Source organism: Pseudomonas sp. LBUM1666 (genome assembly GCF_059695775.1).
Genome location: NZ_CP166789.1, coordinates 236,001 through 252,219 on the forward strand (window position 1 = coordinate 236,001; position 16,219 = coordinate 252,219).

13 protein-coding genes and 1 pseudogene are annotated in these 16,219 nt (G+C 57.7%); 6 read left to right on the forward strand and 8 right to left on the reverse strand.

Annotated elements, in window-relative coordinates:
- Positions 1-4: 4 nt before the first annotated feature.
- From tauA to ACA056_RS01065, 4 genes are all read right to left on the reverse strand, one after another.
- Positions 5-982 carry a taurine ABC transporter substrate-binding protein gene (tauA, locus tag ACA056_RS01050; protein ID WP_008149275.1) on the reverse strand — a complete coding sequence of 326 codons (978 nt, stop codon included), beginning with the start codon at positions 980-982 and terminating at the stop codon, positions 5-7.
- Between the two features lie 356 nt (positions 983-1,338).
- Positions 1,339-2,922 (reverse strand): glutamate--cysteine ligase, encoded by a 1,584-nt coding sequence (gene gshA, locus ACA056_RS01055; RefSeq protein WP_497269860.1) that lies wholly within the window; start codon positions 2,920-2,922, stop codon positions 1,339-1,341.
- Positions 2,923-3,179: 257 nt separating this feature from the next.
- Positions 3,180-3,563 (reverse strand): PaaI family thioesterase, encoded by a 384-nt coding sequence (locus ACA056_RS01060; protein WP_008149280.1) that lies wholly within the window; start codon positions 3,561-3,563, stop codon positions 3,180-3,182.
- Positions 3,563-5,887, reverse strand: coding sequence for a Tex family protein (locus tag ACA056_RS01065; protein WP_497269862.1), 2,325 nt, complete (start codon positions 5,885-5,887; stop codon positions 3,563-3,565). Before ACA056_RS01065 ends, ACA056_RS01060 begins: the two co-directional genes overlap by 1 nt.
- 361 nt (positions 5,888-6,248) lie before the next feature.
- Between ACA056_RS01065 and ompR the strand changes: the two genes are divergently transcribed.
- Positions 6,249-6,989 carry an osmolarity response regulator transcription factor OmpR gene (ompR, locus tag ACA056_RS01070; protein ID WP_007903084.1) on the forward strand — a complete coding sequence of 247 codons (741 nt, stop codon included), beginning with the start codon at positions 6,249-6,251 and terminating at the stop codon, positions 6,987-6,989.
- A gap of 103 nt (positions 6,990-7,092) precedes the next feature.
- Positions 7,093-8,406 (forward strand): ATP-binding protein, encoded by a 1,314-nt coding sequence (locus ACA056_RS01075; protein WP_367373747.1) that lies wholly within the window; start codon positions 7,093-7,095, stop codon positions 8,404-8,406.
- 176 nt (positions 8,407-8,582) lie between these two features.
- Here the strand turns inward: ACA056_RS01075 and rimK are convergent, their stop codons facing one another.
- The 3 genes from rimK to rimA are packed head-to-tail and all read right to left on the reverse strand — an operon-like array spanning position 8,583 to position 10,761.
- On the reverse strand, positions 8,583-9,488 hold the full coding sequence (gene rimK, locus ACA056_RS01080) for a 30S ribosomal protein S6--L-glutamate ligase (RefSeq protein ID WP_128873839.1): 906 nt from the start codon (positions 9,486-9,488) through the stop codon (positions 8,583-8,585).
- On the reverse strand, positions 9,485-9,964 hold the full coding sequence (gene rimB, locus ACA056_RS01085; RefSeq protein WP_008149289.1) for a retropepsin-like aspartic endopeptidase RimB: 480 nt from the start codon (positions 9,962-9,964) through the stop codon (positions 9,485-9,487). The genes rimK and rimB overlap by 4 nt, the downstream gene beginning before the upstream one ends.
- A gap of 17 nt (positions 9,965-9,981) precedes the next feature.
- Positions 9,982-10,761 carry a S6 modification regulatory phosphodiesterase RimA gene (gene rimA, locus ACA056_RS01090; protein WP_497269866.1) on the reverse strand — a complete coding sequence of 260 codons (780 nt, stop codon included), beginning with the start codon at positions 10,759-10,761 and terminating at the stop codon, positions 9,982-9,984.
- 116 nt (positions 10,762-10,877) lie between these two features.
- Here rimA and ACA056_RS01095 point away from each other — a divergent pair, with 116 nt between their 5' ends.
- Positions 10,878-11,285 (forward strand): RNA-binding S4 domain-containing protein, encoded by a 408-nt coding sequence (locus ACA056_RS01095; protein ID WP_129439414.1) that lies wholly within the window; start codon positions 10,878-10,880, stop codon positions 11,283-11,285.
- 88 nt (positions 11,286-11,373) lie between these two features.
- On the opposite strand, the pseudogene ACA056_RS01100 reads toward ACA056_RS01095, so the two are convergent.
- A pseudogene (locus ACA056_RS01100) lies at positions 11,374-11,718 on the reverse strand (phosphatase PAP2 family protein); the annotation flags it as partial.
- A 73-nt stretch (positions 11,719-11,791) separates the two neighbouring features.
- Here ACA056_RS01100 and hslO point away from each other — a divergent pair.
- The 3 genes from hslO (at position 11,792) to ACA056_RS01115 (ending at position 16,145) form a co-directional block, all read left to right on the forward strand.
- Positions 11,792-12,694: an Hsp33 family molecular chaperone HslO gene (gene hslO, locus ACA056_RS01105; protein WP_497269868.1), complete on the forward strand. Its 903-nt coding sequence runs from the start codon at positions 11,792-11,794 to the stop codon at positions 12,692-12,694.
- Positions 12,695-12,876: 182 nt separating this feature from the next.
- On the forward strand, positions 12,877-14,418 hold the full coding sequence (locus ACA056_RS01110) for a phosphoenolpyruvate carboxykinase (protein WP_497269870.1): 1,542 nt from the start codon (positions 12,877-12,879) through the stop codon (positions 14,416-14,418).
- 419 nt (positions 14,419-14,837) lie between these two features.
- The gene (locus ACA056_RS01115; protein WP_497269872.1) at positions 14,838-16,145 is read left to right on the forward strand and encodes an NHL repeat-containing protein; all 1,308 of its coding nucleotides are present in this window, start codon (positions 14,838-14,840) and stop codon (positions 16,143-16,145) included.
- The last annotated feature ends 74 nt before the right edge of the window (positions 16,146-16,219 follow it).

Here is a 16,219-nt window from a genome sequence, read left to right on the forward strand (position 1 = left end):
CCGATCAGTTGGTGATGTATTTGGCGCTGACGTAGGGAGCGTAGTCCGGCAGCACGGCTTCAACCTTGCCTTGTTCTTTCAGGAACGCGGCGGTGTCGGTGATGGCCTTGGTGGTCGGTGCGCCGAGGGTGATCACCTGATCAGCCGCCAGCGGGAAGACGTTGCCTTGCAGCAGCAATGGAATGTCGCTGGCCTTGGCGCCGGAGAGTTTCACCAGCTTGTCTACGTTGCTTTGGTTGGCGAGCCAGGCTTTCGGGTCTTTGCGGTAGTCGGCGTAGGCATCGAGGGTCACTTTGGCGAACGCGGTGACGATTTCCGGGTGCTTCTCGGCGAAATCTTTACGCACGATCCAGGCATCGAAGGTCGGCGCGCCGAACTTGGCCAGTTCGCCGGAGGTGATCAGCACTTTGCCGTTTTCCTTGGCGACACCGAGGGCTGGGTCCCACACGTAAGTGGCGTCGATATCACCGCGCTTCCACGCGGCAATGATGGCTGGCGGGGCAAGGTTGAGGACAGTGACTTTCGACGGGTCGATGTTCCAGTGCTTCAGCGCGGCCAGCAGGCTGTAGTGGCCGGTGGAAACGAACGGCACGGCGATTTTCTTGCCGATCAGGTCCTGCGGGGTTTTGATCCCGGAACCGTCGCGAGCGACCAGGGCTTCAGCGGCGCCGATCTGCGTGGCGATGAGGAACGTTTCTACCGGGACTTTGCGGGTGATTGCCGCCGTCAGGGGGCTGGAACCGAGGTAACCGATCTGCACGTCGCCGGAAGCGATGGCAGCAATGATATCGGCGCCGTTGTCGAATTTGCGCCAGTCGATCTTGGCGTTGGTGGCTTTTTCGTACGCGCCGTCGGCTTGGGCGACTTTCGCCGGGTCTACGGTGGTCTGGTAGGCGACGGTGACGTCAGCCGCCTGGGCAAAGAAACTCACCGCAGCCAGAGACGCGGCCGCCAGCAGGCGAAGGGGGAAAGTCAGTTTCATCGAGAAGCTCCTTGTCAGGCGACCGAGAGTCGGCGTGAAAAGGAGACTAAATGATATAAGAATCCGAAAATAAATAACTTTTTCGAATGAGCTTATGAGCGGAAAATTCTAAGGAATGGGTGAGAGGGTAGTGGATATTTTGGCATTGCGTGGAGTCAGGTGGATCGACCCCTCACCCCAGCCCTCTCCCCACGGGGGAGAGGGGGAAAGGGGGCCGATCTTCATGCTTTTCAGACCCTGAGTTCGACTCGGGCTTTCAGGTCGATGTATGACGTGAGACACCTCGGTCAGTCCCCTCTACCCCCTGGGGCGGTCCGACGTTTCGGGAGGGTTAGGGTGAGGGGTGGATCTTGAGGTCAGTTACTGATCGCCAAAATACTCGCCTGATACGACCCGACAAATACATCGAAATCGCCGACTTCGTTCTGCTCCAGCTCAATCTGCTCGGCCAGCGACGAACGCGCCCGCTCTTCAAACTTGGCCTGATCTTCGCCACTCAACGGCTCGCTACGGAAAAACTCCGCATGTGCCTGGCTCTGACGCAGGGAGAACTGAGCAAAGCTCTCTTTGTGCTCAGCCATTGCCGCCAGCACCTGGGCCGAGGGTGTCAGGGACGGGTCCTTGACCTTGGCCAGTTGCGCATCCAGAGCCTTGCTATGCGCATCGCCGCCATGACTCTGATCCAGCATCGCCGCCAGTGGTGAAATCTTCTCCAGCAATTCGCCAGCCCACTCCTTCAGGTCCACCGGTTGACCGTCGCGTTGCAATTGCAGGCCCGGACGGCGACCTTCCTTGACCACACTGAGGAAGTTCGAGGTCGCGTTACCGCACGAAGTGTTGGTCAGCAGCGGGCTGTCGTTCAGCGCGCAATACAGCAGGAACGCATCGAGGAACCGTGACTCCGGCAGGTCGATGCCCATCGGCAGGAACGGGTTGATGTCCAGGCAACGCACTTCAACGTACTGAATGCCGCGGGCCACCAGCGCCTGGATCGGCCGTTCACCGGTGTAGGTCACGCGTTTCGGGCGGATGTTGGAGTAGTACTCGTTTTCGATCTGCAGGATGTTGGTGTTGAGCTGAACCCACTCACCGTCCTGATGCGTGCCGATTTCGACATACGGCGCATACGGTGTGGCCACCGCTTTGCGCAGGCTATCGGTATAGCTCGCCAAGTCGTTGTAGCACGGCGTCAGACCGGCCTGGGCGTTGCTCTGGTAACCCAGATCGCTCATGCGCAGGCTGGTGGCGTACGGCAGGTACAAGGTGTCCGGATCCAGTTGTTCCAACTGATGCGAACGACCACGCAGGAAACCGGCATCCAGCGCCGGCGAGGCGCCGAACAGGTACATCAGCAGCCAGCTGTAGCGGCGGAAGTTACGGATCAGCGCGATGTAGGCCGACGACTGATAGTCACGGTCGGTGCCGACAAAACCTTCTGCTTCCTTGAGCAGCGGCCAGAGCTTTTCCGGCAGGGAAAAGTTGTAGTGAATCCCGGCGATGCACTGCATGGTCTTGCCGTAGCGCAGGGCCAGGCCCTTGCGATAGACGTACTTGAGCTGACCGATGTTGGAGGTGCCGTAATAGGCAATCGGAATGTCTTCCTCGGCCGGCAACGGGCACGGCATCGATGGACTCCACAGGTACTCGTTGCCGAGCTTGCTGTAGGCAAAACGGTGGATCTTGTCCAGGCTCGCCAACGTATCTGCCGGGTCGGGCAGGGCGGGCGTGATGAACTCCAGCAGCGACTCGGAATAGTCGGTGGTGATTTGTTCGTTGGTCAGCGCGGAACCCAATTCTTCCGGGTGCGGCGTTTGCGCCAGGCGACCTTCGCCGGTCACGCGCAGGCATTCACGTTCGATGCCGTGAAGGCACTGTTCGAGCAGAGAGAGGTTAGCGCGCTCGCCGAGCAGAGCCAGGCGGCGGTTGAGAAGTTCGCTCAAGTTGGATTCCTTCACGCGTCAGTCGCCCCAATATGGGGGTGGGCAAGACGGTCTACAAGGGTGAAGTTGAAACTGGCGTTTTCGCCTGGTTTTGGATCGCCGCAATCCCCTGTGGGAGCGAGCCTGCTCGCGAAGAGGGAGTATCCGTCAACACTGATGTTGCCTGATACACCGCCTTCGCGAGCAGGCTCGCTCCCACAGGGAACTTCGGCGCTGCGGTCACAGCGCCGAAATTAACTCAAATTGATGGCATTCATCTACAGGACAGCGAACGTGCCTTGTGCTTTTGCGACGAGTTTGTCGCCTTGCATCACGTCGGCTTCAACCACCAGCGTGCGCCGGCCCGGGTGGATCACCCGCGCCGTGCACATCACTTCACCGTCTGCGACGGCGCGAATGTAATTGATCTTGCACTCGATGGTCGCGCTCTGCTGGTCAAAACCGTGGGTGCTGGAACAGGCCAGCCCCATGGCAATGTCCACCAGACTGAACAAGGCCCCGCCGTGCAGCTTGCCGCCGCGATTGCGCAGTTCTGGCGCAAGCCCGAGGGCGACTTGCGCCACCCCGGTCTCCAGACTGTGCAAGCGACACCCCAGCAACTTGAAAAAAGCGCTTTCGGTCAGCCCGGCCGGGATGTCCATCAGCGTTTCTTCAACTGCTTGGCGTTGGCGAACAGCGAAGCCATGGCGTTGTTGGCCGGGGCCGCCGCCGTGGTTTCTTTACGCGGCGCGGTGTTCTGGGACTGGCGTGGCGCCGAACCCGGACGTGCACCACGGGCACCGTCGATTTTCTCGCCCGGCGTGTCGCTCATGCGCATCGACAGACCCACGCGTTTGCGCGGGATGTCGACTTCCATGACCTTCACTTTCACCACGTCACCGGCCTTCACCGCTTCACGCGGATCCTTGATGAACTTCTCCGAAAGCGCAGAGATGTGCACCAAACCGTCCTGATGCACGCCGATGTCGACGAAAGCACCGAAGTTGGTCACGTTGGTCACCACGCCTTCGAGGATCATGCCCAGCTGCAGATCCTTGAGGTCTTCGACGCCTTCCTGGAACTCGGCGGTCTTGAATTCGGGACGCGGGTCGCGGCCAGGTTTTTCCAGCTCTTGCAGGATGTCGGTGACCGTTGGCAGACCGAAGGTTTCGTCGGTGTACTTTTTCGGATCAAGACGCTTGAGGAAGCTGGCGTCGCCGATCAGCGAGCGGATATCGCGGTCGGTCTCAGCAGCGATGCGCTGGACCAGCGGATAGGCTTCCGGGTGAACCGCAGATGAATCCAGCGGGTTGTCGCCGTTCATGACGCGCAGGAAACCGGCCGCCTGTTCGAAGGTTTTCTCGCCCAGACGAGCGACTTTCTTCAACGCCGCACGGGTTTTGAACGCGCCGTGCTCGTCGCGGTGGCTGACGATGTTTTGCGCCAGGGTCGCGTTGAGGCCGGAGATGCGGGCCAGCAGCGCCACGGAGGCGGTGTTCACGTCGACGCCTACGGCGTTCACACAGTCTTCGACGACAGCGTCCAGGCCGCGCGCCAGTTTCAGCTGCGACACGTCGTGCTGGTATTGGCCGACGCCGATGGATTTCGGATCGATCTTCACCAGCTCAGCCAGTGGATCCTGCAGGCGACGAGCGATCGACACCGCGCCACGGATCGACACGTCGAGGTCCGGGAATTCTTTCGAAGCCAGTTCCGAGGCCGAGTAAACCGATGCACCGGCCTCGGAGACCATGACTTTGGTCATCTTCATCGCTGGGTATTTTTTGATCAGCTCAGCGGCCAGCTTGTCGGTTTCACGGCTGGCGGTGCCGTTGCCGATGGCGATCAGGTCCACTGCATGCTTGGCGCACAGGGCAGCCAGAATCGCGATGGTCTGGTCCCACTTGTTGTGCGGCACGTGCGGGTAAACCGTGGCGTGATCCAGCAGTTTGCCGGTGGAATCGACCACGGCCACCTTGCAACCGGTGCGCAGGCCCGGGTCGAGACCCAATGTGGCACGCGGGCCAGCTGGCGCCGACAGCAGCAAGTCGTGCAGGTTATGAGCGAACACGTTGATCGCTTCGGTTTCCGCGCCATCGCGCAGTTCGCCCAGCAGGTCGGTTTCGAGGTGGGTGTAGAGCTTGACCTTCCAGGTCCAGCGCACCACTTCGCCCAGCCATTTGTCGGCGGCGCGGTTCTGGTTCTGGATACCGAATTGCTGGCCGATCATGCCTTCGCACGGGTGCATGGTGCCCGGCAGTTCATCGCCGACTTTCAGCGCCGAACTCAGAATGCCTTCGTTGCGGCCACGGAAAATCGCCAGCGCGCGGTGCGACGGCATGCTTTTCAGCGGTTCATCGTGTTCGAAGTAGTCGCGGAACTTGGCGCCTTCCTCTTCTTTGCCGGCGATGACGCGGGCGCTGAGGGTGGCTTCGTGCTTGAGGTAGCTGCGCAGCTTGTCCAGCAAACCGGCGTCTTCGGCGAAGCGTTCCATCAGGATGTATTTGGCGCCTTCGAGGGCAGCCTTCACATCGGCGACGCCTTTTTCGGCATCGATGAAGCGTGCGGCTTCAGCGTCTGGCGTCAGGGTCGGGTCGTTGAACAGGCTGTCGGCCAGCTCGCCGAGGCCGGCTTCCAGGGCGATCTGACCCTTGGTGCGGCGCTTCTGTTTGTACGGCAGGTACAAGTCTTCGAGGCGGGTTTTGGTGTCGGCGAGCTTAATGTCGCGTTCAAGTTGCGGGGTCAGCTTGCCTTGTTCCTGGATGCTGGCAAGGATGCTGATGCGCCGTTCGTCGAGTTCTCGCAGGTAGCGCAGACGCTCTTCCAGATGACGCAGCTGGATGTCATCGAGGCTGCCGGTCACTTCTTTCCGGTAGCGGGCGATGAAGGGCACCGTGGAGCCTTCATCGAGTAGCGCGACGGCCGCTTCGACCTGTTGTGGGCGTACGCCGAGTTCCTCGGCGATGCGGCTGTTGATGCTGTCCATAAAACCACCTGACAAATTGTGAAAGCAGGCTCGCAGGCGCAGAGATAAGGGCTCGGCGAGTCTGGTTGAGCGGCCTGGCCTGCGCCGCTACCTGGATCAACAGGTATCCCGTTGACCCGTGAAATCGAACAATTACTGCTTGCGCCATGAAAATAAAAAACGGCCACCTACAGTAATGATCAGACGTTGCCTGACACAAAAGGCCGCGCATTATAACCAGCGTTCTGTCATTCGGGGGCATCGCAGGCTGTAGGCATAAAGGCCGGATTTCTGGCGATGAAGGAAAAATCTGCTAACAATGCACACGGTGCGTATAACGGCAGCTACGCCATAATGCGCGCCGAGATCAAAGGAGCATCTAATGAGCAGCACTGCAAACATTGCTGAAGGCGAAAAAATTCTTATTGTTGATGACGATCCAGGGCTGAGCAGCCTGCTGGAACGTTTTTTCGTCAGCAAGGGCTACCGCGCCCGCGCCGTACCGAACACTGAACAAATGGATCGCCTGCTGGCGCGTGAAGTGTTCAATCTGGTCGTCCTCGACTTGATGCTGCCCGGCGAAGACGGCTTGACCGCTTGCCGCCGCCTGCGCACCGCGAACAACCAGATTCCGATCATCATGCTCACCGCCAAGGGCGATGAGCTGAGCCGCATCAAGGGCCTGGAACTGGGCGCTGACGATTACCTGGCCAAGCCGTTCAACCCGGACGAGCTGATGGCTCGTGTCAAAGCCGTCCTGCGTCGTCAGGCCGCTCCAGTACCGGGTGCCCCGGGCAGCGAAGACGAAAGCGTGACCTTCGGTGACTACGAATTGTCCCTGGCCACCCGTGAACTCAAACGCGGCGATGAAGTGCACATGCTCACCACCGGTGAGTTTGCGGTACTCAAGGCGTTGGTCATGAACGCCCGTCAGCCACTGACCCGCGACAAGCTGATGAATCTGGCCCGTGGCCGCGAGTGGGACGCCCTGGAGCGTTCCATCGACGTGCAGATTTCCCGTCTGCGCCGGATGATCGAGCCCGATCCTTCCAAGCCTCGTTACATCCAGACAGTCTGGGGCGTGGGTTACGTGTTCGTTCCGGATGGCGCCGCCACCAAGTGATCGGTGATTTGTAGGAGCGGGTCTTGCGGATGATGTTGTCCGCAGACTCGCGATCCGCAATATGCGAGCATCGCTCGCTCCTGCAAGTGTGTAGCGGTTATCCATGAAAACCCCCGTTTGGTTCCCCCAGAGTTTCTTCTCCCGCACCCTTTGGCTGGTGCTGATCGTCGTGCTGTTCTCCAAGGCGCTGACCCTGGTTTATCTGTTGATGAACGAAGACGTGCTGGTGGACCGCCAATACAGCCACGGCGTCGCCCTGACGCTGCGTGCCTATTGGGCCGCTGATGAAGAAAACCGCAAGAAAATCGCCGATGCCGTTCCCCTGATTCGGGTAGTGGGTGCAGGCGTGCCGGAGGGTGAACAGCATTGGCCGTACAGCGAGATCTACCAGCGTCAGATGCAAACCGAGCTTGGTGCCGATACTGAAGTTCGATTGCGCATGCACTCACCGCCGGCGCTATGGGTTCGGGCGCCAAGCCTGGGTGATGGCTGGCTCAAAGTACCGCTGTACCCGCATCCGTTGCGCGGCCAGAAAATCTGGAACGTACTCGGCTGGTTCCTCGCTATCGGTCTGCTGTCCACTGCCTCGGCGTGGATCTTCGTCAGCCAGCTCAATCAACCATTGAAACGTCTGGTCTATGCCGCGAGGCAACTCGGCCAGGGTCGCAGTGTGCGCCTGCCGATCAGCGACACGCCGAGTGAGATGACTGAGGTGTATCGCGCCTTCAACCAGATGGCTGAAGACGTCGAACAGGCGGGGCGTGAGCGCGAACTGATGCTCGCCGGGGTGTCGCACGACTTGCGCACGCCACTGACCCGTTTGCGGTTGTCTCTGGAGCTCATGGGCGACCACAGCGACCTGACCGACGACATGGTCCGCGACATCGAAGACATGGACGCGATTCTCGACCAGTTCCTGGCGTTCATTCGTGATGGCCGCGACGAGTCGGTGGAAGAGGTGGACCTGAGCGATCTGGTGCGCGAAGTCGCGGCGCCGTACAACCAGAATGAAGAGAAAGTGCGCCTGCGCCTGGAGCCGATTCAGCCGTTTCCGTTGCGTCGGGTGTCGATGAAGCGGTTGCTGAACAACCTGATTGGCAACGCCTTGCATCACGCGGGCAGCGGTGTCGAAGTGGCTGCTTATGTGTCCGGCGATACCAGCGCGCCGTATGTGGTGCTGAGCGTTATGGATCGTGGGGCGGGGATTGATCCGTCGGAGCTGGAGGCGATTTTCAACCCGTTTACTCGGGGTGATCGAGCCCGGGGCGGGAAGGGGACCGGGTTGGGCTTGGCGATCGTGAAGCGGATTGCTTCGATGCATGGCGGGAATGTTGAGCTGCGCAATCGGTCCGGTGGCGGGCTGGAAGCGCGGGTGCGGTTGCCGCTTGGGCTTATGTTGCCTAGAGACGCGGTGTAGCCAAGAGCCACCCCTCACCCCAGCCCTCTCCCCACAGGGGAGAGGGGGGAAGGGAGCAGATCTCCATGCATTTCAAAGCTTAAGTTCGACTTGAACTATCAGGTCGCAGTATTCCGAACAAACACCTCGGTCAGTCCCCTCGCCCCTTTGGGGAGAGGGTTAGGGTGAGGGGGCTCTTAGCCCTTGCCTTTGGTGCGCGTCATATTCGGCCCACCATTCTTCTCCAGATGCTCAATGATGATCCCCGCCACGTTCTTGCTGGTGGTGGTTTCAATCCCTTCAAGTCCCGGCGACGAGTTCACTTCCATCACCAGCGGCCCGTGATTGGAGCGCAGGATATCCACACCCGCCACCGCCAACCCCATGACCTTCGCCGCGCGCAACGCCGTCATGCGTTCTTCCGGCGTGATCTTGATCAGGCTGGCACTGCCGCCGCGATGCAGGTTGGAGCGAAACTCCCCAGGCTTCGCCTGGCGTTTCATCGCCGCGATCACCTTGTCGCCCACCACGAAACAGCGAATGTCCGCCCCGCCGGCCTCCTTGATGTATTCCTGAACCATGATGTTCTGTTTCAGGCCCATGAACGCCTCGATCACTGACTCCGCCGCCGTTGCCGTTTCACACAGCACCACGCCGATGCCTTGGGTGCCTTCCAGCACCTTGATCACCAGCGGCGCGCCGTTGACCATGGCGATCAAGTCGGGAATGTCATCCGGGGAGTGCGCAAACCCGGTGACCGGCAAACCGATCCCCCGGCGCGACAGCAATTGCAGGGACCGCAGTTTGTCCCGCGAGCGTGCGATGGCCACCGATTCATTGAGTGGAAAAACGCCCATCATTTCGAACTGACGCAACACCGCGCAGCCATAAAACGTCACCGAGGCGCCAATCCGCGGGATCACCGCATCGAAACCCTCCAGCGGCTTGCCGCGGTAGTGGATCTGCGGCTTGTGGCTGGCGATGTTCATGTAGGCGCGCAAGGTGTCGATCACCACCATTTCATGGCCACGCTCGGTACCGGCTTCGACCAGACGACGAGTGGAATACAGACGCGGGTTCCGCGACAGCACAGCGATCTTCATGCAACACCTGTGGAGGAGGTAGATACCGGGAACACCGGCTTGTCTTGTACGTATTTAATGCCCGGATTGACCACCAACTGGCCGTCAATCAAGGCTTTGGAACCGAGTAACAGGCGATAACGCATGGACTTGCGGCAGGCGAGAGTGAACTCGACCCGCCAGACCCGATCACCGAGGGCCAGGGTGGTGCTGACCACGTAACGCATCTGCGCGTGGCCGTTGGAGCTTTTGATGGTTTTCATCGTCACCAGCGGTGCTTCGCAGCGTCGGTGACGCAGTTGCACCACCGTGCCCAAGTGAGCAGTAAAGCGCACCCACTGCTCCCCGTCGCGCTCGAACGGCTCGATATCGGTGGCATGCAGGCTGGAGGTGCTGGCGCCGGTGTCGATTTTTGCGCGCAGGCCCGCGACTCCCAAATCCGGGAGCGCCACCCACTCGCGCAGACCGACAACGGTCAAATGGTCAAATGTCTTCAATAGGAATAAACCAGCGATTAATGCGTCCAGGCCTCAGGCGTTACCTGAGCCAACGCTTTGAATGCAGGTTTGGCGAACCAGTAACCTTGCATCAGAAAAATTCCACAGTCCGCCAGGAAGTCCCGTTCTCCGGCGCTTTCGATCCCTTCGGCAATGACTGTAACGTTCAGCTCCGCACAGATTGTGACAATCCCTCGAACGATAGCCTGACGAACACGATCACGGTCGACATCGCGGATCAGTGCCATGTCGAGTTTGATCAGGTCCGGTTGGAAATCAGCGAGTAGATTGAGCCCCGAGTAGCCCGCGCCGAAATCGTCGATGGCGGTCTTGAAGCCGAATTCGCGGTATTCACGCAGAATATTGGTCAAATGGCGATAGTTATCTACGTGCTGGCTTTCCAGTGTTTCGAAAATCAGCCGGTCGATGGGGAAGTTGTGTTTTTTCGCGGCTTCCAGCGTGCTGCGAATACACAGTTCCGGGCGGTACACGGCGTTGGGCATGAAGTTGATCGACAGGAGTGTCTGCATCCCTAGATTCGCCGCCCCTTCAATGGCTCGCATCCGGCAGAGCTGGTCGAAACGGTAGCGGTTGTCCTCGGTGATCTGATTGAGCACCGACAGCGCACCTTCACCGGCCAGGCCACGTACCAATGCTTCGTGGGCAAAAATCGACTGGTCTCGCAAATCGACGATCGGTTGGTAGGCGAAGGCAAAATCGAAGCCCAGTGGCTCGCTTTGCTGACAACCCTGGCACCCGCCCTGCGGCGAGGTCAATGAAGACGGAAATGTAGTCACTCGATCACTCCATGCCGGTGATCCGGCCAAGATCGCATTCTAGCTGGAGGGTCGAGTTATTGCGCCCGACAGAAACGGTAGTACAGTTCCGACTATTGGCTGAAAGAGGAATTCAAGTGGCACAAAAACAGGAAGAGGACGACAAGGTCCGTCTCGATAAATGGTTGTGGGCCGCGCGTTTTTATAAAACACGTGCCTTGGCCAAGGCGGCGATTGAAAGCGGCAAGGTGCATTGCCGGGGCGAGCGCTGCAAACCGGGTAAGGAGCCGAGGATCGGCGACGAGTTTCAGATTCGCGCAGGGTTCGAGGAGCGCACGGTGGTGGTTCAGGCGCTGTCGATCGTACGTCGTGGCGCGCCAGAGGCTCAGGCGCTCTACGCTGAAACCGACGCCAGCATCGCTAAGCGCGAGGCGGCTGCGGCCATGCGTAAGGCCGGTTCGCTGGGCGTGAGCACCGATGGCAAACCGAGCAAGAAGCAGCGACGGGATTTGTTCAAGTTTCGTGGAAGCAGTAACGACGAGTAAGACAATTGTTTCTGTGTTGCCTGTGAAGCAGCCTTCGCGAGCAGGCTCGCTCCCACAGGTATTGCGCAATCCTTGTGGGAGCGAGCCTGCTCGCGATCGAGTGCGCAGCACTCGCCTGGCCGGTGAATTTGGCGAACAACATGCGGATAAACAGCAGCACCAGCAGAATCACCCCAACCACCGCATCCAAGGGTCGCAGACTTGCAATTGCCCAAACGTGTAGCCATATCGGGTTAATTGCCAGCAGCGTGTTGGATGGGTGAAGGTGCCACTCGTCGAAAACCACCCACAGCCTCTGACCCGTAGGCCATAACCAGAGGGCCAGCAGCGCGAGAGGCAAAGAATTGCATAAAGCCAACCGGCGGAGGTTCCACCTTGCTTGGAACAAACCCGGATTGTTCTTAAAATGCCTCCCATGCTGAACATCGCGCACCCAAATGGTGCCGCAGAGGCGCAATTTCTCACTGTTTGAAATCATTTTGTCATTACTTCAGATACCCAGACCTATGACCGATTTACCGGATACCGACTACACCCAACGCTTCATCTTCGATGACAGCGACACCCGCGGCGAGCTGGTTGCGTTGGAGCGTAGCTACGCCGAAGTCCTCGCTAAACACCCGTACCCGGAGCCGGTCGCACAACTGCTCGGCGAGCTGATGGCGGCGGCATCGTTGTTGGTCGGCACCTTGAAGTTCGATGGCTTGCTGATTCTCCAGGCCCGTTCCGAAGGCCCGATCCCGCTGCTGATGATCGAGTGCTCCAGCGAGCGCGAAATCCGTGGCCTGGCCCGATACGAAGCCGAGCAGATCGCGCCGGATGCGACCCTCGCCGACCTGATGCCCAACGGTGTATTGGCGCTGACCGTCGACCCGACCCAAGGCCAGCGTTACCAGGGCATCGTCGACCTCGATGGCGAAACCCTGTCGGAGTGCTTCACTAACTACTTCGTGATGTCCCAACAAGTCGGTACGCGTTTCTGGTTGTACGCCGATGGTCGTCGCGCCCGTGGCCTGTTGCTGCAGCAACTGCCTGCTGATCGTTTGAAAGACGAAGAAGAACGCGCCGCCAGCTGGCAGCACATCACCGCGCTGGGCAGCACCCTGACCGCCGATGAATTGCTGAGCCTGGACAACGAAACCGTCCTCCATCGCCTCTACCACGAAGAGCAGGTTCGTCTGTTCGATGTGCAGAAACTACGCTTCCGTTGCAGCTGCTCCCGCGAACGTTCTGCCAATGCGCTGGTCAGTTTGGGTCTGGAAGATGCTCAGTCACTCGTGATCGAACACGGTGGCAATATTGAAATTGACTGTCAGTTCTGCAACGAACGCTACCTGTTTGACGCTGCCGATATCGCTCAATTATTCGCTGGAGCGGGTGTCGATACGCCGTCAGATACCCGTCACTAAAACGGTTCAGCGCAGGTAAATTCACTGCTTAGTGCCGGAATAACGCCGTTCTGACGGGAGGGCCCTACTATTTTTGGGCTTTTCTGGCATAATCCGGCCCACTTTTTGTCGCGGTAGTAGTGCACGACTTTCTACTACAAAACGTTTGGAGCACACTCGGCCACTGGCCGACGGGGAATCTCATGACGCAAGCCAATAACGCCGTGTACACCGATCTGAGTGTTGATGATCTGGTAAAAGAAGCTCTGAGTCGCGGTGAGGGCGAGCTTGCCGATACCGGCGCGCTGACTGTTCGCACCGGTCACCGTACCGGCCGCTCGCCAGTCGATCGTTTCATCGTTGACGAGCCGTCCACTTCGGCTTCCATCGCCTGGGGCCCGATCAACCGCAAGTTCCCGGCCGACAAGTTCGATGCCCTGTGGGCTCGCGTCGAGGCGTTCAACAACGCGCAAGAGCATTTCGTTTCCCACGTGCATGTAGGTGCGTCTGAAGACCACTACCTGGCCGTGAAGATGACCACCCAGACTGCCTGGCAGAACCTGTTTGGCCGTTGCCTGTTCATCAACCCGGAAAAGTACAACCCGGCTGGCCGTGATGAGTGGCAAGTGCTCAACGTTGCCAACTTCGAGTGTGTGCCAGAGCGTGACGGCACCAACTCCGACGGTTGCGTGATCCTCAACTTCGCTCAGAAGAAAGTGCTGATCGCCGGCATGCGTTACGCCGGTGAAATGAAGAAAGCCATGTTCTCGGTGCAGAACTATCTGCTGCCGGCTGCCGACGTGCTGCCAATGCATTGCGCCGCCAACATCGGCGAAGCGGGCGACGTGACCCTGTTCTTCGGTCTGTCCGGCACCGGCAAAACCACCCTGTCCGCCGATGAAAGCCGTTACCTGATTGGTGACGACGAGCACGGCTGGGGTGAAGGCGTTGTCTTCAACATCGAAGGCGGCTGCTACGCCAAGTGCATCGACCTGTCCGAGAAGAACGAGCCGGTCATCTGGAAAGCCATCAAGCACGGCGCAGTCCTGGAAAACGTCGTTATCGATGACGCCAAGCACGCCGATTACGCTGATGTCAGCCTGACCCAGAACAGCCGCGCCGCCTACCCGCTGGAGCACGTTGCCAAGCGTTCCGAGAAAAACCTCGGTGGTGAGCCAAACGCTGTGATCTTCCTGACCTGCGACCTGACCGGCGTGCTGCCGCCAGTGTCGATCCTCAGCGAAGAACAAGCGGCCTACCACTTCCTGTCCGGCTACACCGCACTGGTGGGCTCGACCGAAATGGGTTCCGGTAGCGGCATCAAGTCGACTTTCTCCACCTGCTTCGGCGCACCGTTTTTCCCGCGTCCGGCTGGCGAATACGCAGAGCTGCTGATCAAGCGCATCCGCGGTTTCGGCTCGAAAGTTTACCTGGTCAACACCGGCTGGACCGGTGGCGGCTACGGCGTTGGCAAACGCTTCAACATCCCGACCACTCGCGGCGTGATCGCAGCGATCCAGAGCGGCGCGTTGATCGGTGCAGAAACCGAACACCTCGACACCATCAACCTCGACGTGCCATTGGCCGTACCGGGCGTTGAGACTGGCCTGTTGAACCCACGTAATACCTGGGCTGACAAGGCTGCTTATGATGAAGCCGCTAAGGCGTTGGCTGGGTTGTTTGTTGAGAACTTCAAGAAGTTTGAAGTGAGCGACGCGATCAAGGCTGCTGGGCCGAAGTTGTAAGTGTTGGTCTTTGGTAGCTAGTTTTGAAATAGACACACACCTGCTCCACCGAAACGCCCAGTGCATGCATTGGGCGTTTTTTTTAGCTTAAGAGAAACTAACAGCGCTTCCTGCACTTAGTGGTATATGACGTTTTCTTGATGCTAGGGTTAACGTAACGCGCTTCGCTGTAGTTCGTTTTTAGTAACTGTGCTCTGTAGCATTAGCAGCTCTAAAGCTAGTTTCTTATTTCTAATCGCATTGATTTTGTGTTTTCAATACGTTCGGCGCTACTGAATTGTTCCCCTTGGCATATAAAAGCCTTGCTGTCTACTGTCAACTCTGACAGTAGACAGCGTTGGTGCGCGGTGCCTTACTTTCAGTTGAATGCCAAGACAAGTGTTTTGGTGATTTACAGGGCTGAACACGAGGGCGTAGAAATGACTGATTTTAATCTTAAGAAAACTTTTAAGTCAGGCGAGCTTGATACGGCTTATGGCGATAAAGGTATTTGTATTATTAAGGAGGATGTAATCCTTTTTGACATGGCGGAAGGGAAAAATGAATATGAAAATAGCTTCTACGTTACGGGTGCTACACGAGATTTTAGCGAAACAATGCAATATTTTTTAGCACGAATTACACCTAGTGGCATTCTGGATCCTGATTTTGCTGGAGGTAGTATCTTAGGTTCTTTTGTTGAAGGGGTGCATTCCCAGGCACTAAGTATTTCTACGCTAAACGATGGACGAATTTTGATATTGGGTGACGTGAATTATTCGTACCCAGGGCTGGCCAGATTTAACGTAGATGGAACGCCGGATAAAACTTTCGGTGACAACGGGGTAAAGGTTTTGGACTTTTTGAGCGAAAAGCGTTCTGCTGATGACCGGCTAGTCCAAGATGAATTTGGTAAAAAAGGTTATGCTCGATCTGCGTCGGACGGACTGTCGAATATCATTGTTTTTCCTGACGGATCGATGCTTATTGCGTATAGCTTTAGGTACTCAGGACGGCAGTTATTTATTAGTCTTAAAGAAAATGGTGATCTTGATGCCCGTTTTCAAGGTAAAGGCTATAGCGACATTACTATTCCCTCCCCGGCTATGATTTCTCGAATTTACGGGCTTGGTCTCCATAAAGTAAATGGAGTAGATAAATTGGTTGTCAGTGGGTACTGCAACGAATTAATCGATGGTGACTGGATGCATAGAGGGTTTTTTGCACGTTACGAGATGAATGGGGATACTGATGTTGATTTTGGAGAGCGCGGTAGCGTCATAGTTTTAGAGCCTGAAGTAGGATCTGAACTTTGGGGGCTTGATATTTTGGACGACGGAAAAATACTCGGAATAGGTAGAACTCCACCTCCTGCAATGGGTTCAGATCGCCCTCCAGCGAAGGGGTTAATAGTGCGGCTCGATGCTCGTGGTGGTTCTGATTTAAACGTAATTATTTGCAAGGAATATCAGAATGAGTGGATATCAGGTGTGACACAGAGTGATAAAAAGATGGTATTAGCTGGTTCATATTGGGGCGAGACGGGTGTGTTTGGAGTAGTTGGTCGTTACGATGAAAACGGTGAACCTGATAGCGAATTTGGTATTAATAATGATGGGATGGTGTCCTTCCCAAGCTCCGGAATGTCCAGAGTTATCGCCTTGCAAAAAGACGGCTCAATTCTCGTAGGGGGTAGCGTTTTGAATAGTGGTATAGCCACTCCTGCTGTACTCCGCTTTTTGGGTTGAGATCACAGCGGACATGTCGGGCTACTTCCTACCCGTCTTACCTCCTTTGGGTCGGAAGTATCGATAGGTGTCGT